The sequence below is a fragment of the Amphibacillus cookii genome, assembly GCF_016908375.1.
Lineage (GTDB): Bacteria > Bacillota > Bacilli > Bacillales > Amphibacillaceae > Amphibacillus_C > Amphibacillus_C cookii.
On record NZ_JAFBDS010000012.1, the window covers coordinates 58,891 to 82,813 of the forward strand.

Genomic DNA, 23,923 nt, shown 5'->3' on the forward strand with positions numbered 1-23,923 from the left:
TTGAGGTAGACGGCTATCTGTGATAAAAGGGGAAATTCTCATATTTATATCGTACTCTTTTTTTCTCCTTTTAAAAAGGTTATTTTGATGACAAGGAGGTTTTATAATGAAGCTTATCATAGCAACATGGAACAAGCAGAAACAAGAGGAACTAACTAAAGGATTAACAAAGCTGGCGATTCCAATTAAAGGCTTATCGCCTTCGATACCAGATGTTGAAGAAACAGGACAAACCTTTTTAGCCAACGCTCAGCTTAAGGTAAACACGATCTACAAGCATTTTCCCCGCTCAATCATTATGGGAGAGGATTCTGGTCTTACTGTCACTTGTTTAAATGGCTTCCCAGGTGTAAAGACGGCCCGATTTCTGTCAGGAACCGACGCTGACCGGGCAAGTTTCCTGTTAAATAAAGTCAATGATCAACCTTTAAACGCGCGACAATGTGCTTTTCACAGTGTGATTTATCTGCGTTTCCCTGATCATACAGACGCAATTGCCTCTGGTCAGATGAATGGTTGGATTAACAGCCCTGAGCAACAACAAATCCAAGACTACCAAAGTGTTTTCCAGCTTGCTAATGGGCAGTATTTGGACCAAATAAACAATGAAGCTTATGCAGCATTTTCTCATCGACAGCAGGCGTTAAGACAAGCATATCTCCTGATAAAGGAGTGGTTAGAGAGCAGAGGTGATCATTTTGAATGAGCCTAAACAAAGGGTACTCGCTTTAGCACGTTTAACCGGAGTTGCCATTATGGGAGATGCGATGCTGTTAATTATTTTGCCCATTTATTGGCTCGACTTTGGTCTAACATCTATCTGGCAAGTCGGCGTACTTCTCTCAATCAACCGGTTTGTTCGTCTGCCCATTAACCCGTTAGTCGGTTGGTTTTATAATAAATACCCCTTACGCTTGGGTGTGACGATTGCATTAATTTTAGCTACGATCTCTACCTTTTCGTATGGAATTATACAGCACTTTTATTTCCTACTAATTATGCGCGTGCTTTGGGGTATTGCCTGGTCTTTACTACGACTCGGAGGCTACCTTTCCATTATCGAGCTGTCCACTGATCAGGATCGTGGCCAGCTTATCGGGTTATATAATGGGACATGGGGAATGGGTAGCCTAATTGGGATGTTGGCGGGTGGCTTTCTCATTACATTTGTTGATATCTTCTGGATTTGTACCGTCTTCGCCTTACTGGGCGGCTGTTCACTTTGGTTTGTGAATAAGTATGTTCCTGTGCATAGTAGTGGCCCAACAACCACTAAAAAAAAGCGCTCGCTTAAGACAACAAAGGAGGCACTGCTTGTCTTAACAACAAGTACAGTAATGGGCTTACTTATTTTCGGGTTATTCTCAAGCACATTAAGCTTGCTGATTGATCTAAATTATACTGGTGAGCTAACCATTTTGTCTGTATCATTATCAGCTGCGGCTATTGCTAGTTGTATTCAAGCGCTTAGATGGGCATGGGACCCTTTTTTTGCACCAGTGGTCGGTCGGATTTTGGACAAAGCCAAAAATAAAGAACGGATTCTAGTTATCAGTATTGTTGGTTTAGCAATACTTTTCTTTATATTAACGTTGTCGTTTTCTACCTTGTGGTTAATTCTTTTTTCACTTATTTTCCAGTTCATCTCAACAACATTTGTGACTTCAACGGATACGCTCGCCAGTAGCTTTGCTGCACGCCAAAAATCCGTTTCGATTATGACATTACACACGGTCTTGGTTGACCTAGGTGCTGCTTTCGGCCCTTTGCTTGCCTTTAATCTACTTGAGATAACCTCACTGTCAACGATTTATGTGTTGGCAAGTGGTGTGTTAGTATCTTTAGCGCTAGCTTGGCTGATCGTTTTTTCACAAAAAAAAACTTAACTAAAACGAATACTAATCAAAGCGATGATGTTATCAATCGGAAACAGATACGTAGGTGTTTAGATTAATTGGCATTGTAACTTTATCTCGCTTCTTAAAGACTAATTTTAGCAGTTCCTTACCTGACGTGTTTTACGGACTGTTATCTGTGTTAATATCTGTGTTATAATCACATTACGATAGAAAGCTTATAGGGTGGTAGTCATTCCTTCCCCGAGGGGAGGTGATGCCTATTATGACCATCTATGAAAGTTTAGTCATTATGATTAGTTTTGCTACACTGATTGTGATGATAACGAAACATGATGATCATAAGTAAAAACCACCCTATCTAAGCAAATTTGCTTGAAATAGGGTGGTTCTCCCAATTAATGAGATTACCACTCTTGGGCAATCTGTCGTAAGCCGTTAAGGTGTTAGCCGCACCTTAGCGGTTACTTTTATTTTTATGATGATCTCCTTACATTATACCAAATTAACCGATGAAGTAAAGCAACGGTCATTTTCAAATGTTAGCTTTCTGTTTCCTACCAATTAAAAAATGATCCCGGGGGGCATTTTTTAATTATTCTTCACCAAGAATACGCACTTCTCGCTCAAGTTCCACATCAAAGTTCTCTTTAACTTTAGCTTGAACCATTTCAATAACCGCAATATAATCTTTAGCGGTTGCATTAGCTTTATTAACAATAAAACCAGCATGCTTAGTCGATACTTCTGCACCGCCAATCCCTTTCCCTTGCAAATCACTATCTTGAATTAATTTCCCAGCAAAGTAGCCTGGTGGACGTTTAAATACACTGCCACACGAAGGGTATTCTAGCGGTTGTTTAGATTCACGCCGTTCAGTTAAGTCATCCATGACTTCCTTAATAGCCGCTTGCTCTTTACGTTGCAGCTGAAATCTTGCCTCAATCACAATATAACCATGGTCAGGGATATTGCTCGTCCGGTAGTCAAGTTCAAGTTCATCTAATGATAGCGTTAATTTTTCACCTGTCCTGTCAACAACAACCGCTTCTTTTAAGCAATCTTTAATTTCACCGCCATAAGCCCCTGCATTCATATACAACGCGCCACCAACTGTTCCCGGAATGCCGCATGCAAATTCCAAGCCAGAGAGCGATTGATCAAGTGCATAATATGACGTATCAATAATACGCGCACCACTTTGAGCGATCACCACCTCACCATTATGTTGTATGTGATTTAAGTGCTTTAATGACATGACAATTCCTCTAATTCCACCATCTCGAACAATCAAGTTCGATCCATTTCCTAATAAGGTGAACGGCATTTGTTCTTGATTGGCTAGCTTCACAATCGCCTGAACATGCTCAACAGAGGTTGGCATGACAAAATAATCAGCCTTACCTCCTAATTTTGTATACGTATAATTACGAATCAGCTCATCAATAAGTAGATTATTCTCACCAACAATATCGATTAATGCTTGTTTAACTGAATGACCGCTCGTCATTTCCATCATCCTTTAAATGATTGTTACAAATTCAGATTTGCACAATCTCAATTATAGCAGTAGTCAATCCTAACGCCAATAGCAATTCAGCACTGTTTTTGTCAGACTACTCTTGCACCAAGTGCAGATTCAAAATGGCCGAGTGCCCAGTCATGCCCCTGCTGATTAAAGCTAGCTACCGCCTTTTTATGAACAACAATATCAAAACCTTTATTATAAGCATCTATTGCCGTATGGAGCACACAAATATCGGTACATACTCCGATAATATGTATCTCCTCTATGCTGCGTTCACGTAGCTTTACTTCAAGATCTGTTCCCACAAAAGCACTATATCTCGTTTTATCAACATAATACACATTGGCTTTTTCTTTTATCGATTGGTAATAAGATTCAAGTTGACCATATAATTGACGGCCAACCGTGCCTGCAATATTGTGAGCTGGAAATAGTTGAGTTTCAGGATGATAAATATCGTTTTCCTCGTGACGGTCAATGGTAAAGGCTACAAAGTCACCAGCCTCAACAAACTGCTTAGTTATCGCTAGAACGTGGTGCTCAATCTCTTGTCCTGGCTTTCCACATGTCAACTTTCCATCTTCAGCTACAAAATCATACGTATAATCGACATGAATTAACGCACGTTTCACCTTTATCACCTCATTAAAGTCGTTAACTTATTTTAACTTGAAAAATAAACCGATGCAATAAATCGAGCCTTCAATCAGTGGACAGAGGGCTACAGGACGTGGCGGTCTTAGTCTGTAATCCTTCTTAAAGATGTGGCTACGATCTTACCCACCCACTGATTGCAGGTTCGTTGAGTGAATCAGGACATTAGCGTCCGTTATCACCTACCCAAATGAATTTGTTCTTCTCTCTATTTTGAGGGAGCTTTTACGGACGGTTTGCTGTAATAAAAAGTCCAATTACTAAAATAGTTTCTTTTCTATTACATTAAAACAAGCAAACCTTAGTCGTATTGACCAGAGGTTTGCCTGACTCATTAAAAACACTTATTCAGCCATTAAAGCAATCATTAATGCTTTCTGTGCATGTAAGCGATTCTCCGCTTCTTGAAAAATAACCGAATGATCCCCATCAATAATTTCAGCTGTGACCTCTTCGCCACGATGCGCGGGCAGACAATGCATAAATAGATAATCTGCTTTGGCGTGCTTTAATAACGATCCATTGACTTGATAATCAGCAAATAATGTTTCTCGCTTTTTCTGTTCACTTTCTTGTCCCATACTTGCCCAAACATCGGTGTAGACAATATCTGCGTCCTTAATCGCTTCAACCGGATCTGTTGTCACTGTAATCGTTACATCATTCTCATTTGCGATCACTTGCGCGCGTTCAACCATTTCCTTTTTCGGCAAATAGCCATCCGGCGCTGCAGTACTGAAATCCATTCCCATTTTCACAGCTCCAGCCATTAACGAATGCGCCATGTTATTGCCATCACCAATGTAGGCCATTTTTAAACCAGCTAATTTCCCTTTCACTTCTTCAATCGTTTGTAGATCTGCCAACACTTGACAGGGATGATAATCGTCTGTTAAGCCATTAATGACTGGGATCGATGCATGTTCAGCCAGCTCTTCAACATCTGATTGGTGAAACGTCCGAATCATTATACCGTCCAAATAGCCTGAAAGTATTTTAGCTGTATCTGAGATCGGTTCACCTCTTCCTAATTGCAAGTCATTGGTACTCAAAAATAAGCCGATGCCACCAAGTTGATAAATACCTGACTCAAATGATACCCGTGTACGTGTTGAAGATTTTTCAAATATCATCCCTAACACTTTACCTTTTAATGGTTGATAAATCTGACCAGCCTTTTGTTTCGCTTTAACATCTTTGGCCAATTGTAACAGGTAAGCAATTTGCTCAGATGTAAAATCAAACAACGTCAAGCAATCACTACCTCTTAATTGATTTGCTACATTAACAAACATCTTTACACCTCTACTTTCGCCTTATTAAGATCATGCGCACCTTTACGATACGCTTTCAACGTACTTGGCTCAATGGCTTCATGTTGCCAAGCATTGAGATAAGCGATTAATGTCTCCGCACGACTTAACACAACTGCTCCAACTGTAAGTCCTTGTGCACGGATATTCTGTGATTGTTGATCACAAATGACATTAAATTGCTCGTTTTCAATCGCTACTAGCACTTCTTGTTCTGTTAAAACGTGTTCGACCTGATAGCCAGCATCTAATAGAAGCTTAGCTGTATCTTCTGTTGCCGCTACCTTACCCGTTGTTTCTTGTAGTGCTTTTATAAGTGCAGTTGACACACTCGTTATTGATAAGAAAAGCCCCTTCTCTTCCGTAATCGGTAAAAAGTGTTCCTCTTTCCATCCAAAAGCTTTAGCTAGAGCGGCTTCAACCGTCTTTCCAATCCCGATCGCTTCACCGGTCGACTTCATTTCCGGCGCTAATATCGGATCAACACCCGGAAGCTTTGTTGAAGAGAAGATTGGCATTTTGACAGCATAGAAAGGTACTTCTTTATGCAACCCAAGCATCCAACCTTGATCACGTAAATTTTTTCCCATTTGGACTTTTGTGGCAAGATCAATCATTTCCACACCGGTTATTTTGCTTGCAATCGGCACGGTGCGCGATGCCCGCGGATTAACTTCTAACACATAGATCGTTTGTCGATCCTCACTCATTACAAATTGAATATTAATAATGCCCTTTATATTAAGGTATTGTGATATTTTTTTCGTATAATCTTCGATTGTTGCTTTTTGTTCGGACGTTAAACTTGGTGCTGGAAAAATGGCTACACTGTCACCAGAATGAACACCTGCACGTTCAACATGTTCAAAAATGCCAGGAATTATAATATCTTCACCATCGCAGACTGCATCAATCTCTACTTCGTTACCTATAATAAATTGATCAATCAGTAGCGGAAAAAGTCGCGATGAAGGAGTTTGCTCGATTAATGTACCCAAATAGTCAGCAAGTTCCCGCTCATTTTTTAGCACAACCATACCTTGCCCACCAATCACATACGAAGGACGCATCAGAACAGGGTAACCAATTTCCGCTGCAACAGCTTTAGCATCAGCAACTGACATAACCGTAGCGCCAGGAATATGAGGAATGTTTAATGCGTTTAGAAGTTGATAGAATTGTTCACGATCTTCTGTTTTTTCAATTATAGAAAGATCCGTTCCAATCATATTAACCCCATGTTTGCTTAGACCCTCTGCTAGATTAATTGCCGTTTGTCCACCGTATTGAATGAGGACCCCATCTGCTTGTTCCTTGTTTACAACATGAAGGACATCTTCTACCGTTAAAGGCTCAAAGTAGAGGTGATCAGCCGTACTATAATCTGTACTTACCGTCTCGGGGTTATTATTTATAACAATGGCAGCCACCCCTTGATCTTTTAGCGAAAATGCGGCGTGAACCGAGCAATAATCAAACTCAACACCTTGCCCAATTCGAATCGGTCCAGACCCCAGAACGACAACACGCTGGTTTTTATCTAGTGATTCAACTTCATCATATTCTTGCCACGAACTATAGAAATAAGGGGTATCTGCCGAAAATTCAGCTGCGCACGTATCAACCATCTTATAACTAGCAGATAACTCAAGTTGATTATTCTTATCTAGAACACTATTCTCCTCAATAGCGAAGAGTGAAGCTATTCTAGAATTCGGTATACTATACTGTTTGGCTTGCTTTAGTTCACTAGCTGCAATATGTTCCCAGCCTTTTTCAGACAAGGCTATTTCAAAATCAATCATGCATTTAAGTTCTTCAAGAAAATACTTGGTAATACCGGTAAATCCCTTTAATTGACTTACACTATAGCCACGACGCAGCAATTCGGCTAATAAAAATAGACGTTGGTCAGTCGGGTTAACAATTCCTGCTTCTAATTGTTGATTTGTTAATTTTTCGATACCTGGCCATACTAAACTATCTAATCCCAACTCTAGTGATCGAATCGCTTTGTTTAATGCAGCTGGAAAATTACGCGCTAATGCCATCACTTCCCCGGTCGCTTTCATTTGTGTACCTAGCGATCGGTCCGCTTGATAAAACTTGTCAAAAGGCCAGCGCGGAATTTTCAAAGCGATATAATCGATGGCTGGTTCGAAACTTGCATATGTATCCCCCGTGATTGGATTTAACACTTCATCCAAATGATAACCAAGTGCAAGTTTTGCAGCAATTCGCGCAATCGGATACCCGGTTGCTTTAGAAGCAAGTGCACTTGATCGACTGACCCTTGGGTTCACTTCAATAATAATATAATCATCACTAGTTGGATCAAGAGCAAATTGAATATTACATCCGCCAATCACACCAAGTTCTCGAATCACTTTAACGGAGGATGAGCGTAACATTTGATGTTGCTGATCAGTTAATGTTTGCGTAGGGGCAACCACTATACTATCCCCTGTATGAACACCAACAGGGTCAAAGTTCTCCATATTACAAATAATCACGCACGTATCATTACCATCCCGCATCACTTCATACTCGATTTCTTTCCAACCTTTCACGCTTTGTTCGATTAATACTTGGTGAATCGGACTTTGATGCAAACCATTTTTAACAATTCTCATCAGTTCCGATTGATTATTCGCGATTCCACCACCTGCTCCACCCAACGTATATGCAGGTCTGACAATAAGAGGATAGCCGATTTGAGTGGCAAATTCACAAGCTTCTGTTACACTTTCTACTGATTGGCTCTCTGCAATCGGTTCATTAATTTCTTTCATCATTGACTTGAAAATTTCCCGATCTTCACCTTTTTGGATGGTTTCCAACGGGGTCCCTAGTAAAGTGACTTGGTGTTGAGCTAACACCCCTGCATCTGTAAGTGCCATAGCCAAATTCAAACCGGTTTGCCCGCCCAAAGTTGGTAAGAGGCCATCCGGTTTTTCCTTTGCTATAATCTTACTGACAGAGTTAAGGGTGAGCGGTTCTAAATAAATCTGGTCCGCAATATTTTCATCAGTCATAATGGTTGCCGGATTATTATTAACAAGTATGACTTCAATACCTTCTTCTTTTAGTGCAAGACAAGCTTGCGTCCCTGCATAATCGAATTCTGCCGCTTGACCAATTACAATCGGTCCGGAGCCGATGACTAACACTTTGTTTATCTCTGTTAACTTAGGCATGTTGTTTCGCTCCCTTTAAACATAATGACTCAACAAAATCTGCAAATATATAGTGCGTATCAACAGGCCCAGGATGTGCTTCAGGGTGAAACTGAACGGTTTGAATTGCCTTTGTTTTATGTCTTAACCCTTCAACAGATTGATCATTGACATTTAGATGTGAGATACACCATTGTGACTGATCAATGGTTGTTTCTTTAACCACATAACCGTGGTTTTGCGAGGTGATCATCACTTTTCCAGTAGCCAAATCCTTTACAGGGTGATTGCTACCACGATGACCATATGGTAAACGCGATGTTTTTCCACCAAAAGCTAAAGCAATTAATTGATGACCTAAGCAAATACCAAGAGTTGGATATGTTTCAGCCACAGCTTTAACTGTTGGCAAAAACGCAGTAAGACTCGCTGGGTCACCAGGACCGTTAGAAAAGATAACCGCATCTGGATCTAGACTTTGAATCGTCAAATAGCTAGTATCATATGGAACCACTGTCACCTCACAACCTACGTTCAGCAACGCGTCTACAATCGACTGCTTATGGCCGTAGTCGAACACGACAACATGTTTTTCCAGTGGATTTGCTTGCGGTGAATAATAGACGCTTTCTTTTACTGATACACGCTTTACCACCTCTGGATCAATCGATATTTGCACGGGCTGATCATTAGGATCAGAAGTTATCTTTCCATAAACTTCGCCATGCTCTCGAATAATTTTTGTTAAGGCTCGTGTATCGACATCATAAAGCGTTGGTACTCCAACACGATTAACAAAATCTACTAGAGAGTAATGCGATTGATAATGTTCAGGGTCAAAGCATGGTGTTGAAATAATTAATCCAGACAATGCGGTATGAACACTTTCATTTGTTTGGTCATTACAACCATAGTTGCCGATCAATGGATAAGTAAGCGAGACGATTTGACCTGCATATGAAGGGTCAGTAATAACCTCTTGATAACCCGTCATCGCTGTATTAAAAACAAGCTCACCTTCTTGGCAAAACGGCTTACTCAACCATTTTCCAGACAATACATCCCCTGTATTAAGAACCAAATAGCCTTTAAGTTGATCCATAACTGTTCCCCCCAACAACGAATAAATATACCTTTAGTTTTATAAATATACAAAAACCTGTATAAGAAAAACTTGATTTATCATTAATCAAGTTTTCTCATTTCTATTTAAAGCAAAACGCACTAAGTTACTATTAATTTCTTCAGTAAAGTTATTTTTCCTTGGAGCCATGTTTCATGGTCTTCAAAAAATTGACGGGCTTGTTTAATTTGATCTTCGACACGATTTTTAGCTGTACCACCTGTTACATCTCGTGCATTAACAACGGCTTTTGCTGATAAGACATCATAAATATCTTCATCAATCGCTTTAGAAAAACGTTTGAATTCAGCTAATGATAAATCAAGTAAGTATTTACTTTGTTCAATACTGTATAGAACTGTCTGGCCAACAATCGCATGCGCTTCACGGAATGGGATGTCTTTGCCTACTAAATAATCAGCTAAGTCGGTCGCATTCGAATAATCTTTGACAACCGCTTGATACATGACATCTTTGTGAACATTCATTGTTTCAATCATCGGAGCAAATAAGGCAAGTGCTCCTTTTAGTGTCTCAACCGTATCAAACATGCCTTCTTTATCCTCTTGCATATCTTTGTTATAAGCAAGTGGCAAGCCTTTCAGCGTGGTTAACATCCCCATTAAATGACCGAATACACGTCCCGTCTTACCACGAACCAACTCTGGCACATCGGGATTTTTTTTCTGTGGCATCATACTACTTCCTGTGCAAAAGGCATCATCTAACTCAATAAAGTTAAACTCAGCACTTGACCATTGCACAAGCTCTTCTGACAATCTTGATAAGTGCATAATGACTAATGACGCATCTGCCAAAAATTCAATAACAAAATCACGATCACTGACCGCATCTAAACTATTTTCAGACACCGCATCAAAGCCAAGTTGGTCAGCAACAAACGACCGATCAATCGGAAAAGACGTTCCTGCGAGCGCTCCTGCTCCAAGTGGTGAGCGATTGACGCGTTTCCAACTATCCGTCAATCGTTCAAGATCACGTTGAAACATAAAGACATAGGCCATCATATGATGAGCAAAAAGTACAGGTTGTGCACGTTGCAAGTGGGTGTATCCAGGTAAAACGGTATCTAAATTAGCTTCAGCTTGCTTTACCAATGCTTGTTGCAGTTCAAGCAATAGCGTCGCTATCGTGACAAGTGCATCACGTAAATAGAGACGCATATCAAGTGCGACTTGGTCATTACGACTGCGCCCGGTGTGTAGTTTTCCACCGACACTTCCAATTTGATCAATCAATAATTTCTCAACATTCATATGAATATCTTCATTTGCCTCTGTTAATTCAGCTTCACCACACTCAATTTGTGTGGCGACCTTTTTTAAACCATCAGTGATTAACTCTGCTTCTTGATTCGTTATAATTGCACATTTTGCAAGCATGCTCACATGGGCGAGACTACCTTGAATATCAAACGTTGCTAACTTTTGATCAAATCTGATCGATGCTGTATATTCATCTACGAGTTGATTAGTTGGTTTAGTAAATCGTCCGCCCCATAATTTCATTGTTTGACCGCTTCCTTTACGTCAATCGTTGTTTTGGTAATGGATGCTTTTTTATTTTGTTGAGCACCTGTTACCGTTTCATGCACTTGTGTCGGCAATCCCCATAATTTAATAAAACCTAGTGCCGCTTCATGATCAAACGCATCTCCCTCAGAATATGTCGCTAGATCCATATCATAAAGCGAATGCGCTGATTCACGACCAACGACAAATGCCGTACCTTTATATAATTTCACTTTTACATTACCAGATACATATTGCTGTGTTTGCTTAATAAAGGCTTGCAAAGCATCGGTAAGTGGTGAATACCACAAACCATCGTACACCGTTTGAGCTAATTTCTGTTCAATGATCGGCTTGAATTGCGCTACTTCTCTCGGTAGGGTTAAAGCTTCCAACTCTTGATGGGCAGCAATTAGAGTCACAGCAGCTGGTGCTTCATAGATCTCTCTTGATTTAATACCAACTAAACGATTCTCAACATGATCAATTCTACCGACACCATGCTTTCCTGCCATTTTGTTTAAGTGTAAAACTAATTGATCTAAGGCCATTTCCTCACCATTTATTGCAGTAGGCTTTCCTGCTTTAAAGCTAATTTGAATCGTTTCTGGTTGATCAGGTGCATCAACCGGATCAGTTGTTAAATCGAAGGCATCTTTTGGCGCTTCAGCCCATGGGTTTTCTAAAATACCACATTCATTACTTCTTCCCCATAAATTTTGGTCAATACTATATGGACTTTCTTTTCCAACCGGTACTGGAATCCCGTGTTTATCTGCATAAGCTAATTCTTCATCACGCGTCATCTTCCATTCTCTTACTGGTGCAACAATCTTCATACTAGGGTTTAACGCGGTAAAAGCAACATCAAAACGGACTTGATCATTCCCTTTCCCTGTACAGCCGTGTGCAACAGCTACCGCTCCCTCTTTCTCAGCAATGTCGATAAGAACTTTTGCAATCAATGGTCTTGATAATGCCGAAATTAAAGGATACTTTCCTTCATATAATAAATTAGCTTGTAGTGCTGGTAAAACATATTCCTCTGCAAATAGCGCCTTAGCATCAACCGAATAGGATTTAATCGCCCCAACATCAATCGCCTTTTTCTTTACAAATTCTAAATCTTTTCCTTCTCCTACATCTAATCCTACTGCGATCACATCATAGTTATATTGATCTTGTAACCATTTGATTGCAACAGAAGTATCTAATCCACCTGAATAGGCCAATACAATTTTATCTTTTGTCATATTTAATCTCCCCTTAATTGGTGTTATTTATAATTTGGTTTCGATCAGCTTTCTTTTGTATTATTATGCATTAAAAAGAATAATAATTCAACCCTTATTTACATTAAATTAACGAAATAAACATTAAAATATTGTTATTAAACCTTTACATTAGCACTAAATCCCTTTCTAACCTCGATATTCAACCATTTTTATATTTATACATCTGTAACAAAATTTCATCAAAATCGTCTGATTGAATACTAAAACGATTGGGGGGGCAAATATTGAGAACAAAACTTTTTCTTATGTTAACAACATTTTTTTTCATCACTGGATGTAGCCAAGAACAGCATGACAATACAATGATTAGCGAACGTTCAGAAGTAGCATTAGAGTCATACGACTTTAATAGCGATCAAGAGGTAACTGAAGATACAGTATATGAGTTGACCGGGGACACAGAAGAAAACCGCAAGATTATTTACAACGCTTTCCTTAAGCTGGAAGTGGTACAATACTTAGATACGATGAATTTAATAGAAGATAAACTCAGTCAATACGATGGTTACATTGTGTCTAATCAAACCAGTCGAATAGACGAACATCTATATGATGGCGAATTAATCGTACGTATTCCAGAAGCATTTTTATACGATTTTATTAATACACTTCAAACAGAGGACATAACCATTCATCATCAGAACATAGGTGGTGAAGATGTAACAGAAGCATATGTTGATTTAGAAACGCGCCTAACGTCAAAAGAAAAAGTAGAGGAAAGGCTCATTTCACTTATGGAGGAAGCTGATTCAACAGAAGATTTATTAAATATATCTAATGAGTTGGCGGAGGTTCAACTAGAAATTGAACAATTAAAGGGGCAAATACATTACTATGAAAATCGAGCTGAACTCGCCACTGTTCACCTATCGATTTTCGAGCAACGAACAGATCCAGTGCATGACCAAGATTTAAATATTTGGGAAAGAATAAACGATCAATGGCTGACGAGCTACAACATTTTGGTAGTCGGCGCGGTCAACTTTTTCATCTTTATTATTGGCAACTTACCTATCCTGTTGGTATTATCAGTGGTCACTTGGTTTATCTACCGATATTATGTAAAAAACAAAGAATAGTGATACAAGAAACTCAGAAGCCCACTTGCTTTTGCTACAATGCAATCAACTGGAAAGCTGGGGCTGAGACAAAAAAACGCGCGTTGAACCTTAGAGATAGCGAAGTTTTTGTCCAGCCCTTATCAACCTTATTCAAATACAGCGCTTTTCAGCTGTTGTTTACGGTGATGACGTTCGAAGGCTAATTCAATTAAACGGTCAATTAAACTTGGATAATCAATACCTGTAATTCCCCATAGTTTTGGATACATACTTATTTTTGTAAACCCAGGGATCGTATTCACTTCATTCACAATCAGTTGATTGTCTTCTGTCATAAAGAAATCAACCCGAGCCATCCCTTCACAATCCAACGCTTTAAACACACGCAAAGCTTCCGCTCTAACTTTATCCGTTTGTTGATCGGTTAATTGAGCCGGAGCTGATAAGATTGCACCCGTTTCATTAATGTACTTTGCTTCATAAGAATAAAAACCATCCTGTGGTAAAATTTCCCCCGGCAATGAAGCGATCGGTTCCTGATTACCTAAAACAGCACATTCTATTTCACGACCGACAATTGCTTCTTCAATTATGATTTTATCATCATATAAGAAGGCTTCATTAATACCTAAATCAAATTCAGCTTTGGTATTAGCTTTACTCACACCAACAGAAGAGCCTTGATTAACAGGCTTAATAAAAACAGGTAACCCTAGTTTATCCTTTATCGCATTAAAATCAATCTCACTCTGTTGATGTTTTTTGTAAACCAGACCCTTTGCAACCGAAAGGCCCGCATCACTAAGGATCCGTTTAGCAAAATCTTTATCCATACTTACAGCAGAGCCAAGAAGGTCAACACCAACAAATGGTAAATTCAGTATTCTTAGTAACCCTTGTAAACTACCGTCTTCTCCAAGTGTCCCGTGAACAACTGGAAAGATAACGTCCAACTGTGCGAGAGGTTTGTTTGTCGCTACATTTATCACTTGAGTTGCAGACTCACCTGGGATAACCGCTACGTGTTGATTACTATGATTTAACGCAATAGCTTCAGGGTCTGTAGCATTTAATAAGTATGAATCTTGTTCGTTGAGATGCCATTTTCCTTTTTTATCAACACCGAGCAAAACCACATTATATTTATCATGATCTATTGCCTCAACAATATTTTTTGCTGATTGCAATGACACTTCATGCTCAGCTGATTTACCACCAAATACAATTCCCACTGTAATTTTCTTCATTATATTTCTCCTATCTCATGAACTTTTTACTATTGCTTCATTTCTTAATGGCTAGGTTGATCTTTAGGCTTTTTTACTAACGCCATCATACCTGCTATAACAAATAACAAGCTACCAAACATCGCAAACCCCATTTGAAGGAAGCTTGTTAATCCACCGACCACTAGTAATAAAATACCAGCAGGCTTGGGACGGCGATTTTCTTTTAGCATTTTAATTGCCAATAGACCTGTCACAATTGCTATTACAGCTATAGCAATCATCAATATGCTATTCATTCGAAGCGCCTCAGTAAACTCCGTTAAACTTAGCATTTCTGTATCTTCCACATCTTCAATGAAACCACTGTGCACATCTGTCATAACCGCTTCATCACTTAATGACCTTAATACATTAATACCAGCAATCCCGAAAAAGATAAAGATAATACTGCCTATTACAATTAAAGCCATTTCAACTTTCCTGTTTATCATAGATATCTTAGCTCCTCTCACTTTCTTACCTCATTATGTATTTTAACACATGTGAACGTTCCTTCACTATGCAAAGCTTTAAGGGATATGAGACCCACTCCAACAAATAGCGCAAACAGAATTTTATTCAAAAGGAGTAAGCGTTTAATTTTTAAATTTTTAAAAAATGACCAAAAAAGACTTGAATTTTCTGAAAAATAGGTTTATGATAATTTACATAACTTAAGATGTTAACTATCCTTACATGAAAGGAGCGGTAAAATGAAAAAAATTGAATCAATCATTCGTCCCGAAAAGTTCGAAGTCTTACGTGATGCTTTAGCAGAAGTTGGTGTTGGCGGCATTACTGTAACGGAGGTCGCCGGTACAGGTAAACAAAAGGGTCAAACTGGCGTTTTTAGAGGAACATCCTACGAGATAAAGGTTGTTCCGAAGATTAAGATTGAAATCGTTGTTCCTGAGACGAAATCTAATGAAGTCATTGACTTAATTATTAAGACATGTAGCACCGAACAAATTGGTGACGGGAAGATTTTTGTATATCCTGTCGAAGATGCGATTCGAATCCGTACAGGCGAGCGCGGACGAGAAGCCGTACTTTAATAAAAGAAGGAGTGGAATACATTATGTTAAAGAAGATTGGACTTTTATCATTTATTGGTTTATTACTAGCTTCACCTGTTTACGCTGAAACCGGTGAAGCAGCTTCACAAGCAACAGCAGATATGCTGTGGGTTATGCTTGCCGCTTTTCTCGTATTCTTTATGCATGCAGGCTTTGCAATGGTAGAATCGGGTTTTACGCGCGCTAAAAACTCACTAAATATAATTATGAAGAACTTTTTAACGATTAGTATTGGACCGATTCTATTTTATTTAATCGGATACGGGGTCATGTTCGGTTCATCTGCCGGATCATTTATCGGTTCAGATAGCTTTTTACTAAATGGCGTTGAAGATATTGGCTTCTTCGTTTTCCAAGCTATGTTTGTTGCAACTTGTGCAACGATCATTTCTGGGGCAGTTGCCGAACGCATGAAATTAGGTATGTATGTATTAATTGTTATTGCTATGACAGGGGTTATTTATCCAGTAGTCGGACATTGGATTTGGTCAGATGATGGTTGGTTAGTCAATATGGGCTTTAGTGATTTTGCTGGTTCAACTGTTGTCCACCTTACCGGCGCAGTCGGCGCACTAACTGTTGTATTATTCTTAGGACCTAGACTCGGTAAATACGCAGGTAAGAAAATTAATGTTATACCTGGACACAATATCCCTATGGGAGCACTAGGCGTTTTCATTCTTTGGTTAGGCTGGTTTGGTTTTAATGGTGGTAGTACATTAGAAGCTGACCCTTCATTGGTACCTATGGTTATCGCGACCACCTTAATGTCTAGCGCTGGCGGACTTATTTCAACAGCACTTTACTCACAACTACGTTTCAAAAAAATTGATGCCTCTATGGCATTAAACGGGGTGTTGGCCGGGTTAGTCGGTATAACAGCTGGTACAGCAGAGGTTTCTATTGTCGGTTCAATTATTATTGGTTTAATTTCTGGTATCATTTTGGTGGAAGGCGTTACGTTCATTGACACAAAATTGAAAATTGATGATCCTGTTGGTGCAACAAGTGTTCACGGCTTATGTGGGATTTGGGGTACATTAGCAGTCGGGCTATTCTCGCTAGATACTGGATTGTTTTATGGATTCGGAGTTGGTCAATTAGCAGTTCAAGCTATCGGTGTCATTGCTGTTATCGCATGGACAATGGCAACGGTTGGTGGATTTACCTTTATTCTAACACGATTCTCTTCTATTCGCGTATCTGAAGAAGAAGAAATCACAGGTCTTGATATTTCAGAGCACGGTTCTAGCGCTTATGAATTTAAAGATACCCTTTCCGGAAAAGAAACGATGGATAGAAAAGGGGAATTCGGATTGGCTGATCGTTTAAATAATTTAAACGAAAGCAAAGCAACTTCTTAATAAATATTGGTTTCTCCTTTTAGCATATAAAACAGCTAAGGCTTCCGTCGATGACGGAAGCCTTAGCTGTTTTATAGCCATTCACTTAAGCAACATACCCATCAATTAAACTAATTTTCGGCCAATTGATCGGCAATCGCTTTGACATAAGGTGGTAAATCAGGTGGTCTTCGACTCGAAATAATATGACCATCTGTCACTACTGGTTGATCAAACCAAGTCGCGCCAGCATTGGTCATATCATCTTTTATTCCAGGCGTACTTGTTACTTTAACCCCGTCTAAAATATTTGCAGAAATAAGCACCCATCCAGCATGACAGATCTGACCAATCACTTTCTTTTTTTGATCGAAGTAACGAACATATTCAATGACTTCTTGATAACGTCTTAATTTATCAGGTGCCCAACCACCAGGAACTAGTAATGCATCATATTGATCCGGATTTACCGCCGAGAAACTTAAATCCGATTGCGCTGGAACACCGTATTTCCCAGTGTACGTTTTTTCCGCTTCCTTACCTACTAATACCACAGTTGCCCCTTCTTCCTTTAATCGAAGAACAGGGTACCACAACTCTAAATCTTCAAAATCATCTTCGACAAGTGCGAGAACCTTTTTATTTTCCAGTCGCATATCACCCCTCCTTTTCAATCTACATTACAAATATATTAACCCTTATCGAAACCCTTTAAACATTAAACACATGATAAAACAAAACTTCAATTACGACTTTAGCATCCATTAGCTCCTACCTCAATGGAGTGACCACTGCTCTAAGGGTTACCCGGACGTTACTATGATAAAAATGAGCGCGCAGCTTCTTGAGGATTTCTAGCCGTACTAATAGCTGAAATAATTGAGACGCCATCTGCTCCAGCTTCTTTTATTTCATTTTTATGTTCAGCTTGAATACCACCAATCGCTACTATAGGCAAAGTACCAACTGCCGCTCTAATCTGAGAAATACCTTTTAAACCAATGGGTTCTTTTGCATCAGCTTTTGTCGTTGTTCGATAAATTGGTCCGACACCAATATAATCAGCTCCCTCTTGTTTAGCTTGGATAGCTTGTTCGACAGACATCGCCGACACACCAACAACCATCCCTTTTGGTGCAATCGCCTTAATTTCTTGAATCGATTGATCTTCTTGGCCGACATGGACACCATCTGAATCAATAGCTAGCGCTAAACCAACATCATCATTAACAATAAAAGGGACTTGGTATTGCGCACACAGCCTTTGCATTTCTTTAGCTAAATGAAACTTGTCCAACCCAATTTTAGCACCTGTACCTTTCTCACGAAATTGAAGACAAGTAATCCCACCTTGCAACGCTTGCTCAACGACATACAACGGATCCCTCCCAGCTGTATTCATACTTCCTAAAATGAAATAAACATCTAACCACGCTTTGTTAAACACCATATCATTCTCCTTTCAAGTGTTCAACAGACAGCCGATCTTGAACATGTTCTGCCGTTGTATAAGACAATGCATCCAGAAAAGCCACCTGAAATTGACCAGGATGTTTAGCCTGCTCATTTGCTAACTCAGACGCAACTGTATAATAGCCTACCGCTGCAGTTGCAGCAGCAAGAATTTCATTATTTACCGCTAAAAATGCAGCGGTCACCGCACTTAATAAACAGCCGGTTCCCGTGACTTGAGTTAAAATAGGCACACCATTCTTTACAAGCACACTCCCCTCTGTATTGGCAACAACGTCCGCTTTACCTGTAACCATTACAGGAATATTAAGCTTCTTAACCGCTTGTCTTGCAATGGAAAGGTGATCCAAATCACCGCGCACATCCACACCCCGCACATCAGCCTTTACTCCTGCAAGTTGGCTGATTTCTCCCGCGTTTCCTCTAATTAGACTTAACTTTACTTCCGACAAAATCCGCTCTGAAGCTTGATTTCGCAAAGTGGTTGCACCGACACCCACCGGATCGAAAACAACTGGAATACCTTTTTGATTAGCAGATTTTCCGGCAATAACCATAGCTTCAACTAATTCAGTTGTCAAGGTCCCGATATTTAAAACAAGTGCATCAGCATTATTTGCCATTTCCGCAACTTCCTTATGATCATGTGCCATGACAGGAGCAGCGCCAAGCGCATATAGCCCATTTGCAGTAAAGTTCATCACCACCTGATTGGTTATATTATGCACTAAAGGTTGTTGTGATTTAACCGCTTCAATAATCGCCTTTGTATTTGTCATAATCACGCTTCTCCTTCCTGATTTGGTAACCCTTTTAGTCTATAAGCCCAATGATTAGTCGGACCGTTTCCTTTACCAATACCTAACGGAAACCGAATCGCATCCGTTATAAATTGCTTCGCAAATGAAACCGCTCGGTAAGGCTCTTGACCTTTGGCTAATTCTGCAGTAATAGCAGCGGCAAATGTACACCCCGTACCATGGGTATGTTTGGTTGGATATCGATCCTCAACAAGGTGTTCTATCTTCTCACCATTGTAAAATACATCAACAGCTTTCTCCTCTAAGTGCCCACCTTTTATAACAACAGATGATGCCCCTAGATCATTTACAATATAACGGGCCGCTCTTTCCATTTCATTTAAACCTTCAATTTTTTGTCCAATTAATATTTCTGCTTCTGGTAAATTAGGCGTTACAATTGAAGCTAGCGGTAATAACAAGTCACGAATAACGGCTTGCGATGCCGTTTCCATCAAAGCATCTCCACTAGTCGCAACCATAACAGGATCCATGACATAAGGGATTGAGGGGTACTTCTTTAAATATGTCGCGATTAACTCCATCATATCAATTGTAGAAATCATACCTGTTTTTATTGCATCCGGTTCAATATCATTAAAAACACACGCCAATTGTTGTTCAATAAATGCGATCGGCATATTTTCAACAGCTTGTACGCCCAATGTATTTTGAGCAACAGCTGACGTTAATACACTCATCCCAAAAACTTGTCGTTCTTGAAAAGTTTTTAAGTCCGCTTGTATACCTGCCCCTCCGGTTGGATCAGTTCCCGCAATAGTTAAAGCTGTCTTTACTAACACCATTTCTTCTCCTCCTTTAATGAGGTAACTTTTATATACCTAAACCCTTTCTTTACCTCCACCTCTATTTTAGAACAATAAAAACCGCCCCAACGAATTGGAGCGGTTATCTTTTTTATATAAAGAAAGATAGTCTGTGACAACGCCCCACTTCCCTCCGTTGGTATTAGCCAAATCAGGTTCAAAGGGACCAAAGAAAAATCTTTATCTCAGCGCTTAACACGCGCCCCTAGTGGATAATTATATGATTATATTTACACTAAAACACTTATCTCTTAATCTGTCAAACTATTCACTAATGATTAATGACTCCCATCGCATTTAACGGCCAAATTCGAAACACAACTTCTCCGATTATGGCATCTTCAGAAATCACTCCAAAATTTCGACTATCCCGGCTAATCGGACGATTATCGCCAAGAACAAAGTAGGAGCCTTCTGGAATCACATGATAGCCATGCTCCTCCTCCAGGTCATAGTTATAAGTGAATAACTGATTGTCATGCAATTGCATCTTTAGCTCATCTAAGTAATCCTCTTCATAAGGTACATCATTGATGTAGAGCACATCATTTTCAATTTTAATTTGATCTCCCGGCAAACCGATCACTCGCTTAACATAGTTATCATCAGCGTCGGGCGCATAAAATGCTATTTCATCAAAGCGATCAATTGAACTGATTTTACTAATAATTATCCGATCGCCATCATGCAGGTTAGGCAACATGGAGTCACCCTTTACAATTGAAGGCGTCATAACAAATTCCCTAACGACAAACACAATAATTAAAGCAATAATTATTGCTTTTAACCAAGAAATGATTTCCTTTACCATTTAAGTCATCCTCATTTTCTATCGATATTAATCTTATTATACGATTAAATCCCAGTAAAAGCTACCAATTAAGTAAACGCCGCTCCACTAAAACATTTAGCATATCGCGTTTGGTTTAAAATTTCTGCTCTATTTCCTTTTAATCTACTTAATTAAATCACACGGTATTAAAATCAGTGGGGCAAAAGTAAATAAGTCAATATAACAACCGAACCATAATTGGCTAAACGCCTATTACGGCTCGGTTGTTTGTTTTTCTCGGACACGTCATTTACCATCTGAAATATTCATGATTCCTGTGGAAACAAACCTTTTCGATGGAGCGAGTAACCGCAGTCCCAGTGCGAGTTGAAGATCCACTCAGAAAGCGAGTATATTTCAATTGAGATGATTTTCCTCTTAATTTATGAGAAAAGATCGTTCATGTTTTTAGGGGAAATCGTTGGTTTGTCTCAACCTTCCACTAGCATTGATTATTCTTAAGCTCTTCAACGAACTTATTAGCAAATTGTTGACATCTTTCAATATCGTCTTGATCCGGAGTTAAGTCAACTTTCAGTAGGGGATCAATCACCGTTGATCCTACCGCATGAAATTGATCAGCCATTATCTCTAATGCAGCACCATAAGCAGGATAATAGGAATCACACGAGCCAAAAAGTCCGACTAATTTGCCTGATAAATCTTCTTGCCCTAAGTCTTGATGAAAATCTTCAACTTCATAAGGAAGTTCTCCATCTCCCCATGTATAAGTACCGAACAGAATTGCATCATAATTAACTAAATCAAAAGCTGCAATGTCATCAATATCAATCTGAAATGACTCAATCGTAAAACCTAAAGACTTTATTTGCTCACCAATGGCCTCTGCCATTTCCTCAGTATTACCTGACATGCTTGCATAAACCAAAACAATTTTCACACTTATTCACTCCCTCTTGACCATATTAATTGATAATGATTATCAATGTCAAGAGTTGGTTTTTACTGCGACTTCGAATTGTTTGCTCTATTATAACAAGCAACAAGCACCTCTTCCATCATTTGATCAAATTGATACTGATCAAATACTTCTAGCGCAGATGCTGTAACTCCTCCAGGACTAGCGACATCATCCATAAGGTCTTTAGGACATTTTAAATCCGATGTTAACATCTCTGCCGCCCCTCTTATCATTTGAGCTACAAGTTGCTTAGCCACAACTTCAGAGACTCCGGTGTCTTCAGCTTTTCCGATTAGCACATCTGCCATCCGATAAACAAAAGCTGGCGCACTTCCCGTTATCGGCGTTAAGGCATGTACTTGTTGCTCAGTTAACTTTTTAAACTTGCCAATACTAAACAATATTTTTTCAACAAAGTATTCTTGTTCATCTGTTACATGCGCGCCTGGCGCAAATAATGTCATTGACTCCCCTTTCGATGCTGCAGTATTCGGCATTACCCATGCAACAGCAGCCTTGTCAGGAAGGCGTTCTTCCATATAAGAGATATCAATCCCGGCAGCTACCGTTATAATCAATTGATCCGTCATCACTTGCGCCAAATTAGCCAACACTTCCTCGTGGGCTTCTGGAGGCATAGCCAAGATGACAATATCTTGATCGGAAACATGTTCCTGCCACTGGGTGGTTGCGTCTACAGCAAACCTTCTTTCCACTTCACTCAAGCGCTCAGGATTACCATTATTAGCAACGAGTACATTAACAAAATCTGCCTTCTTCAACCCTTTTATAATCGCCTGCGCCATTCTACCTGCACCAACAATTAATATTTTTTCATTTGACACCTTTCTTCACCCTCCTCAAGTACTTTAAATTTACCACTTTTCAAATAATCGATTACTATTTTATAGATGCTTCAAACACTTGCATGTCACTTATCATTATGTAGTTGATTGAAGCACAAGTTACTCTCCATTTATACTATACAGCTACGCATGAAGCTTGACAACGTTATCGGAAAAATAATTCTATTTTGATCATCCCCTGAGCAAATTAAAAATCGATGAAGCCTAGACTCCATCGATTTCTATCAGCTTTACACCGCATGTACCTCCAGTTTAACATCAATATTGCCCCTTGTTGCTTTAGAGTACGGACAGAAGTCATGTGCCTGTTTAGCCAAATCCTCTGCTTCTTTCTGTGAAATACCTTTAATTTCCACGTGCAGGACAACAGCTATTTTAAAGCCATTATCTGCACTATCCTTTAACAAACTGACATCAGACGATAGGGTTGATTCGATATTTTTTTTGGCTTTTGAGGCCATTAAATTTAATGCACCATCAAAGCAAGCGGCATATCCAGCAGCAAATAGTTGTTCAGGATTCGACCCCGCCTCACTACTTTCACTCGCAGGATCAACTAAATTCAAGTCAATCACGCCATCATCAGACTTAACATGACCTTCACGACCACCTTGAGCTACAGCATGTGAGGTAAATAATACATCACTCATTCTTTTATCACTCCTTAAATATATTAGCCTTTATATTAACTATTCCTTTTTCATCAATTATTAAACATCGATTTTTTAAAATTCCCTTGTATTTGTCTTTAGCGAATGAACTAGTTTTTCTTATATTTCGCACTTATAAACTCGCTACCTCTTTATCAGATCACTTCAGATTTGGCTTGACTACCGACAGCGGAGAGTTAAAAAGTAAGGTTGCAATACGTTGAAAATTCTCTAACTATAGAAATGGGTTCAGTCATCCAGTGATTCGCTTTCCGCAGGCACGGCTTCAGCTAACTCATGTGCGCACCAAACGCGCACATGAGTGGAT

General features: G+C 39.4%; 22 protein-coding genes and 1 riboswitch. Of the genes, 5 read left to right on the forward strand and 17 right to left on the reverse strand.

What is annotated here, in order from left to right:
- Window positions 1–106 precede the first annotated feature (106 nt).
- Both JOE23_RS15855 and JOE23_RS15860 read left to right on the forward strand, forming a co-directional pair.
- Entirely contained in the window at window positions 107–706 is a 600-nt protein-coding gene (locus JOE23_RS15855; RefSeq protein ID WP_204439950.1) for a non-canonical purine NTP pyrophosphatase, read from the forward strand.
- Window positions 699–1,886, forward strand: coding sequence for an MFS transporter (locus JOE23_RS15860; protein ID WP_239585468.1), 1,188 nt, complete (start codon window positions 699–701; stop codon window positions 1,884–1,886). Before JOE23_RS15855 ends, JOE23_RS15860 begins: the two co-directional genes overlap by 8 nt.
- Window positions 1,887–2,451: 565 nt before the next feature.
- Here JOE23_RS15860 and murB read toward each other — a convergent pair.
- The 7 genes from murB to JOE23_RS15895 all read right to left on the reverse strand — a co-directional run bounded on the left by murB (window position 2,452) and on the right by JOE23_RS15895 (window position 12,435).
- A complete protein-coding gene (gene murB / locus JOE23_RS15865; RefSeq protein ID WP_204439953.1) occupies window positions 2,452–3,366 on the reverse strand; it encodes a UDP-N-acetylmuramate dehydrogenase in 915 nt (304 codons plus the stop codon).
- 101 nt (window positions 3,367–3,467) lie between these two features.
- Window positions 3,468–4,016, reverse strand: a complete 549-nt coding sequence (locus tag JOE23_RS15870) for an isochorismatase family protein (protein ID WP_204439955.1) — start codon at window positions 4,014–4,016, stop codon at window positions 3,468–3,470.
- Between the two features lie 366 nt (window positions 4,017–4,382).
- Window positions 4,383–5,333 (reverse strand): ornithine carbamoyltransferase, encoded by a 951-nt coding sequence (gene argF / locus JOE23_RS15875; RefSeq protein WP_204439958.1) that lies wholly within the window; start codon window positions 5,331–5,333, stop codon window positions 4,383–4,385.
- A 2-nt stretch (window positions 5,334–5,335) separates the two neighbouring features.
- Window positions 5,336–8,548, reverse strand: a complete 3,213-nt coding sequence (gene carB / locus JOE23_RS15880) for a carbamoyl-phosphate synthase (glutamine-hydrolyzing) large subunit (protein WP_204439960.1) — start codon at window positions 8,546–8,548, stop codon at window positions 5,336–5,338.
- A complete protein-coding gene (locus tag JOE23_RS15885) occupies window positions 8,541–9,629 on the reverse strand; it encodes a carbamoyl phosphate synthase small subunit (RefSeq protein ID WP_204439963.1) in 1,089 nt (362 codons plus the stop codon). Before JOE23_RS15885 ends, carB begins: the two co-directional genes overlap by 8 nt.
- A 122-nt stretch (window positions 9,630–9,751) precedes the next feature.
- On the reverse strand, window positions 9,752–11,179 hold the full coding sequence (gene argH / locus JOE23_RS15890; RefSeq protein WP_204439965.1) for an argininosuccinate lyase: 1,428 nt from the start codon (window positions 11,177–11,179) through the stop codon (window positions 9,752–9,754).
- Window positions 11,176–12,435, reverse strand: a complete 1,260-nt coding sequence (locus tag JOE23_RS15895) for an argininosuccinate synthase (protein WP_204439967.1) — start codon at window positions 12,433–12,435, stop codon at window positions 11,176–11,178. The genes argH and JOE23_RS15895 overlap by 4 nt, the downstream gene beginning before the upstream one ends.
- Before the next feature lie 266 nt (window positions 12,436–12,701).
- Between JOE23_RS15895 and JOE23_RS15900 the strand changes: the two genes are divergently transcribed.
- Window positions 12,702–13,556: a DUF4349 domain-containing protein gene (locus tag JOE23_RS15900; RefSeq protein ID WP_204439969.1), complete on the forward strand. Its 855-nt coding sequence runs from the start codon at window positions 12,702–12,704 to the stop codon at window positions 13,554–13,556.
- 128 nt (window positions 13,557–13,684) lie between these two features.
- Here JOE23_RS15900 and ddlA read toward each other — a convergent pair whose 3' ends face one another.
- Entirely contained in the window at window positions 13,685–14,785 is a 1,101-nt protein-coding gene (gene ddlA / locus JOE23_RS15905; RefSeq protein ID WP_204439971.1) for a D-alanine--D-alanine ligase, read from the reverse strand.
- Between the two features lie 44 nt (window positions 14,786–14,829).
- A complete protein-coding gene (locus JOE23_RS15910) occupies window positions 14,830–15,258 on the reverse strand; it encodes a DUF4064 domain-containing protein (protein WP_204439974.1) in 429 nt (142 codons plus the stop codon).
- 261 nt (window positions 15,259–15,519) lie between these two features.
- Between JOE23_RS15910 and JOE23_RS15915 the strand changes: the two genes are divergently transcribed.
- A complete protein-coding gene (locus JOE23_RS15915) occupies window positions 15,520–15,861 on the forward strand; it encodes a P-II family nitrogen regulator (protein WP_204439976.1) in 342 nt (113 codons plus the stop codon).
- Window positions 15,862–15,884: 23 nt separating this feature from the next.
- Window positions 15,885–17,246, forward strand: a complete 1,362-nt coding sequence (locus JOE23_RS15920; protein ID WP_204439979.1) for an ammonium transporter — start codon at window positions 15,885–15,887, stop codon at window positions 17,244–17,246.
- 110 nt (window positions 17,247–17,356) lie between these two features.
- Here JOE23_RS15920 and JOE23_RS15925 read toward each other — a convergent pair whose 3' ends face one another.
- The 8 genes from JOE23_RS15925 to JOE23_RS15960 all read right to left on the reverse strand — a co-directional run bounded on the left by JOE23_RS15925 (window position 17,357) and on the right by JOE23_RS15960 (window position 23,595).
- Complete coding sequence (locus JOE23_RS15925) at window positions 17,357–17,881, reverse strand: type 1 glutamine amidotransferase domain-containing protein (protein ID WP_204439981.1); 525 nt, start codon at window positions 17,879–17,881, stop codon at window positions 17,357–17,359.
- A gap of 161 nt (window positions 17,882–18,042) precedes the next feature.
- Window positions 18,043–18,675 carry a thiamine phosphate synthase gene (gene thiE, locus JOE23_RS15930; protein WP_204439983.1) on the reverse strand — a complete coding sequence of 211 codons (633 nt, stop codon included), beginning with the start codon at window positions 18,673–18,675 and terminating at the stop codon, window positions 18,043–18,045.
- Window position 18,676: 1 nt separating this feature from the next.
- Complete coding sequence (thiM, locus tag JOE23_RS15935) at window positions 18,677–19,477, reverse strand: hydroxyethylthiazole kinase (protein ID WP_204439985.1); 801 nt, start codon at window positions 19,475–19,477, stop codon at window positions 18,677–18,679.
- Between the two features lie 2 nt (window positions 19,478–19,479).
- Complete coding sequence (thiD, locus tag JOE23_RS15940; protein ID WP_204439987.1) at window positions 19,480–20,304, reverse strand: bifunctional hydroxymethylpyrimidine kinase/phosphomethylpyrimidine kinase; 825 nt, start codon at window positions 20,302–20,304, stop codon at window positions 19,480–19,482.
- 132 nt (window positions 20,305–20,436) lie between these two features.
- A riboswitch (TPP riboswitch) is annotated at window positions 20,437–20,542 on the reverse strand.
- Window positions 20,543–20,596: 54 nt separating this feature from the next.
- Window positions 20,597–21,136, reverse strand: a complete 540-nt coding sequence (gene lepB, locus JOE23_RS15945; RefSeq protein WP_204439989.1) for a signal peptidase I — start codon at window positions 21,134–21,136, stop codon at window positions 20,597–20,599.
- Window positions 21,137–21,599: 463 nt separating this feature from the next.
- Window positions 21,600–22,058 carry a flavodoxin gene (locus JOE23_RS15950; protein ID WP_204439991.1) on the reverse strand — a complete coding sequence of 153 codons (459 nt, stop codon included), beginning with the start codon at window positions 22,056–22,058 and terminating at the stop codon, window positions 21,600–21,602.
- 62 nt (window positions 22,059–22,120) lie between these two features.
- Entirely contained in the window at window positions 22,121–22,924 is an 804-nt protein-coding gene (gene proC / locus JOE23_RS15955) for a pyrroline-5-carboxylate reductase (RefSeq protein WP_204439993.1), read from the reverse strand.
- A gap of 251 nt (window positions 22,925–23,175) precedes the next feature.
- Complete coding sequence (locus JOE23_RS15960) at window positions 23,176–23,595, reverse strand: organic hydroperoxide resistance protein (protein ID WP_204439995.1); 420 nt, start codon at window positions 23,593–23,595, stop codon at window positions 23,176–23,178.
- Window positions 23,596–23,923: the final 328 nt, after the last annotated feature.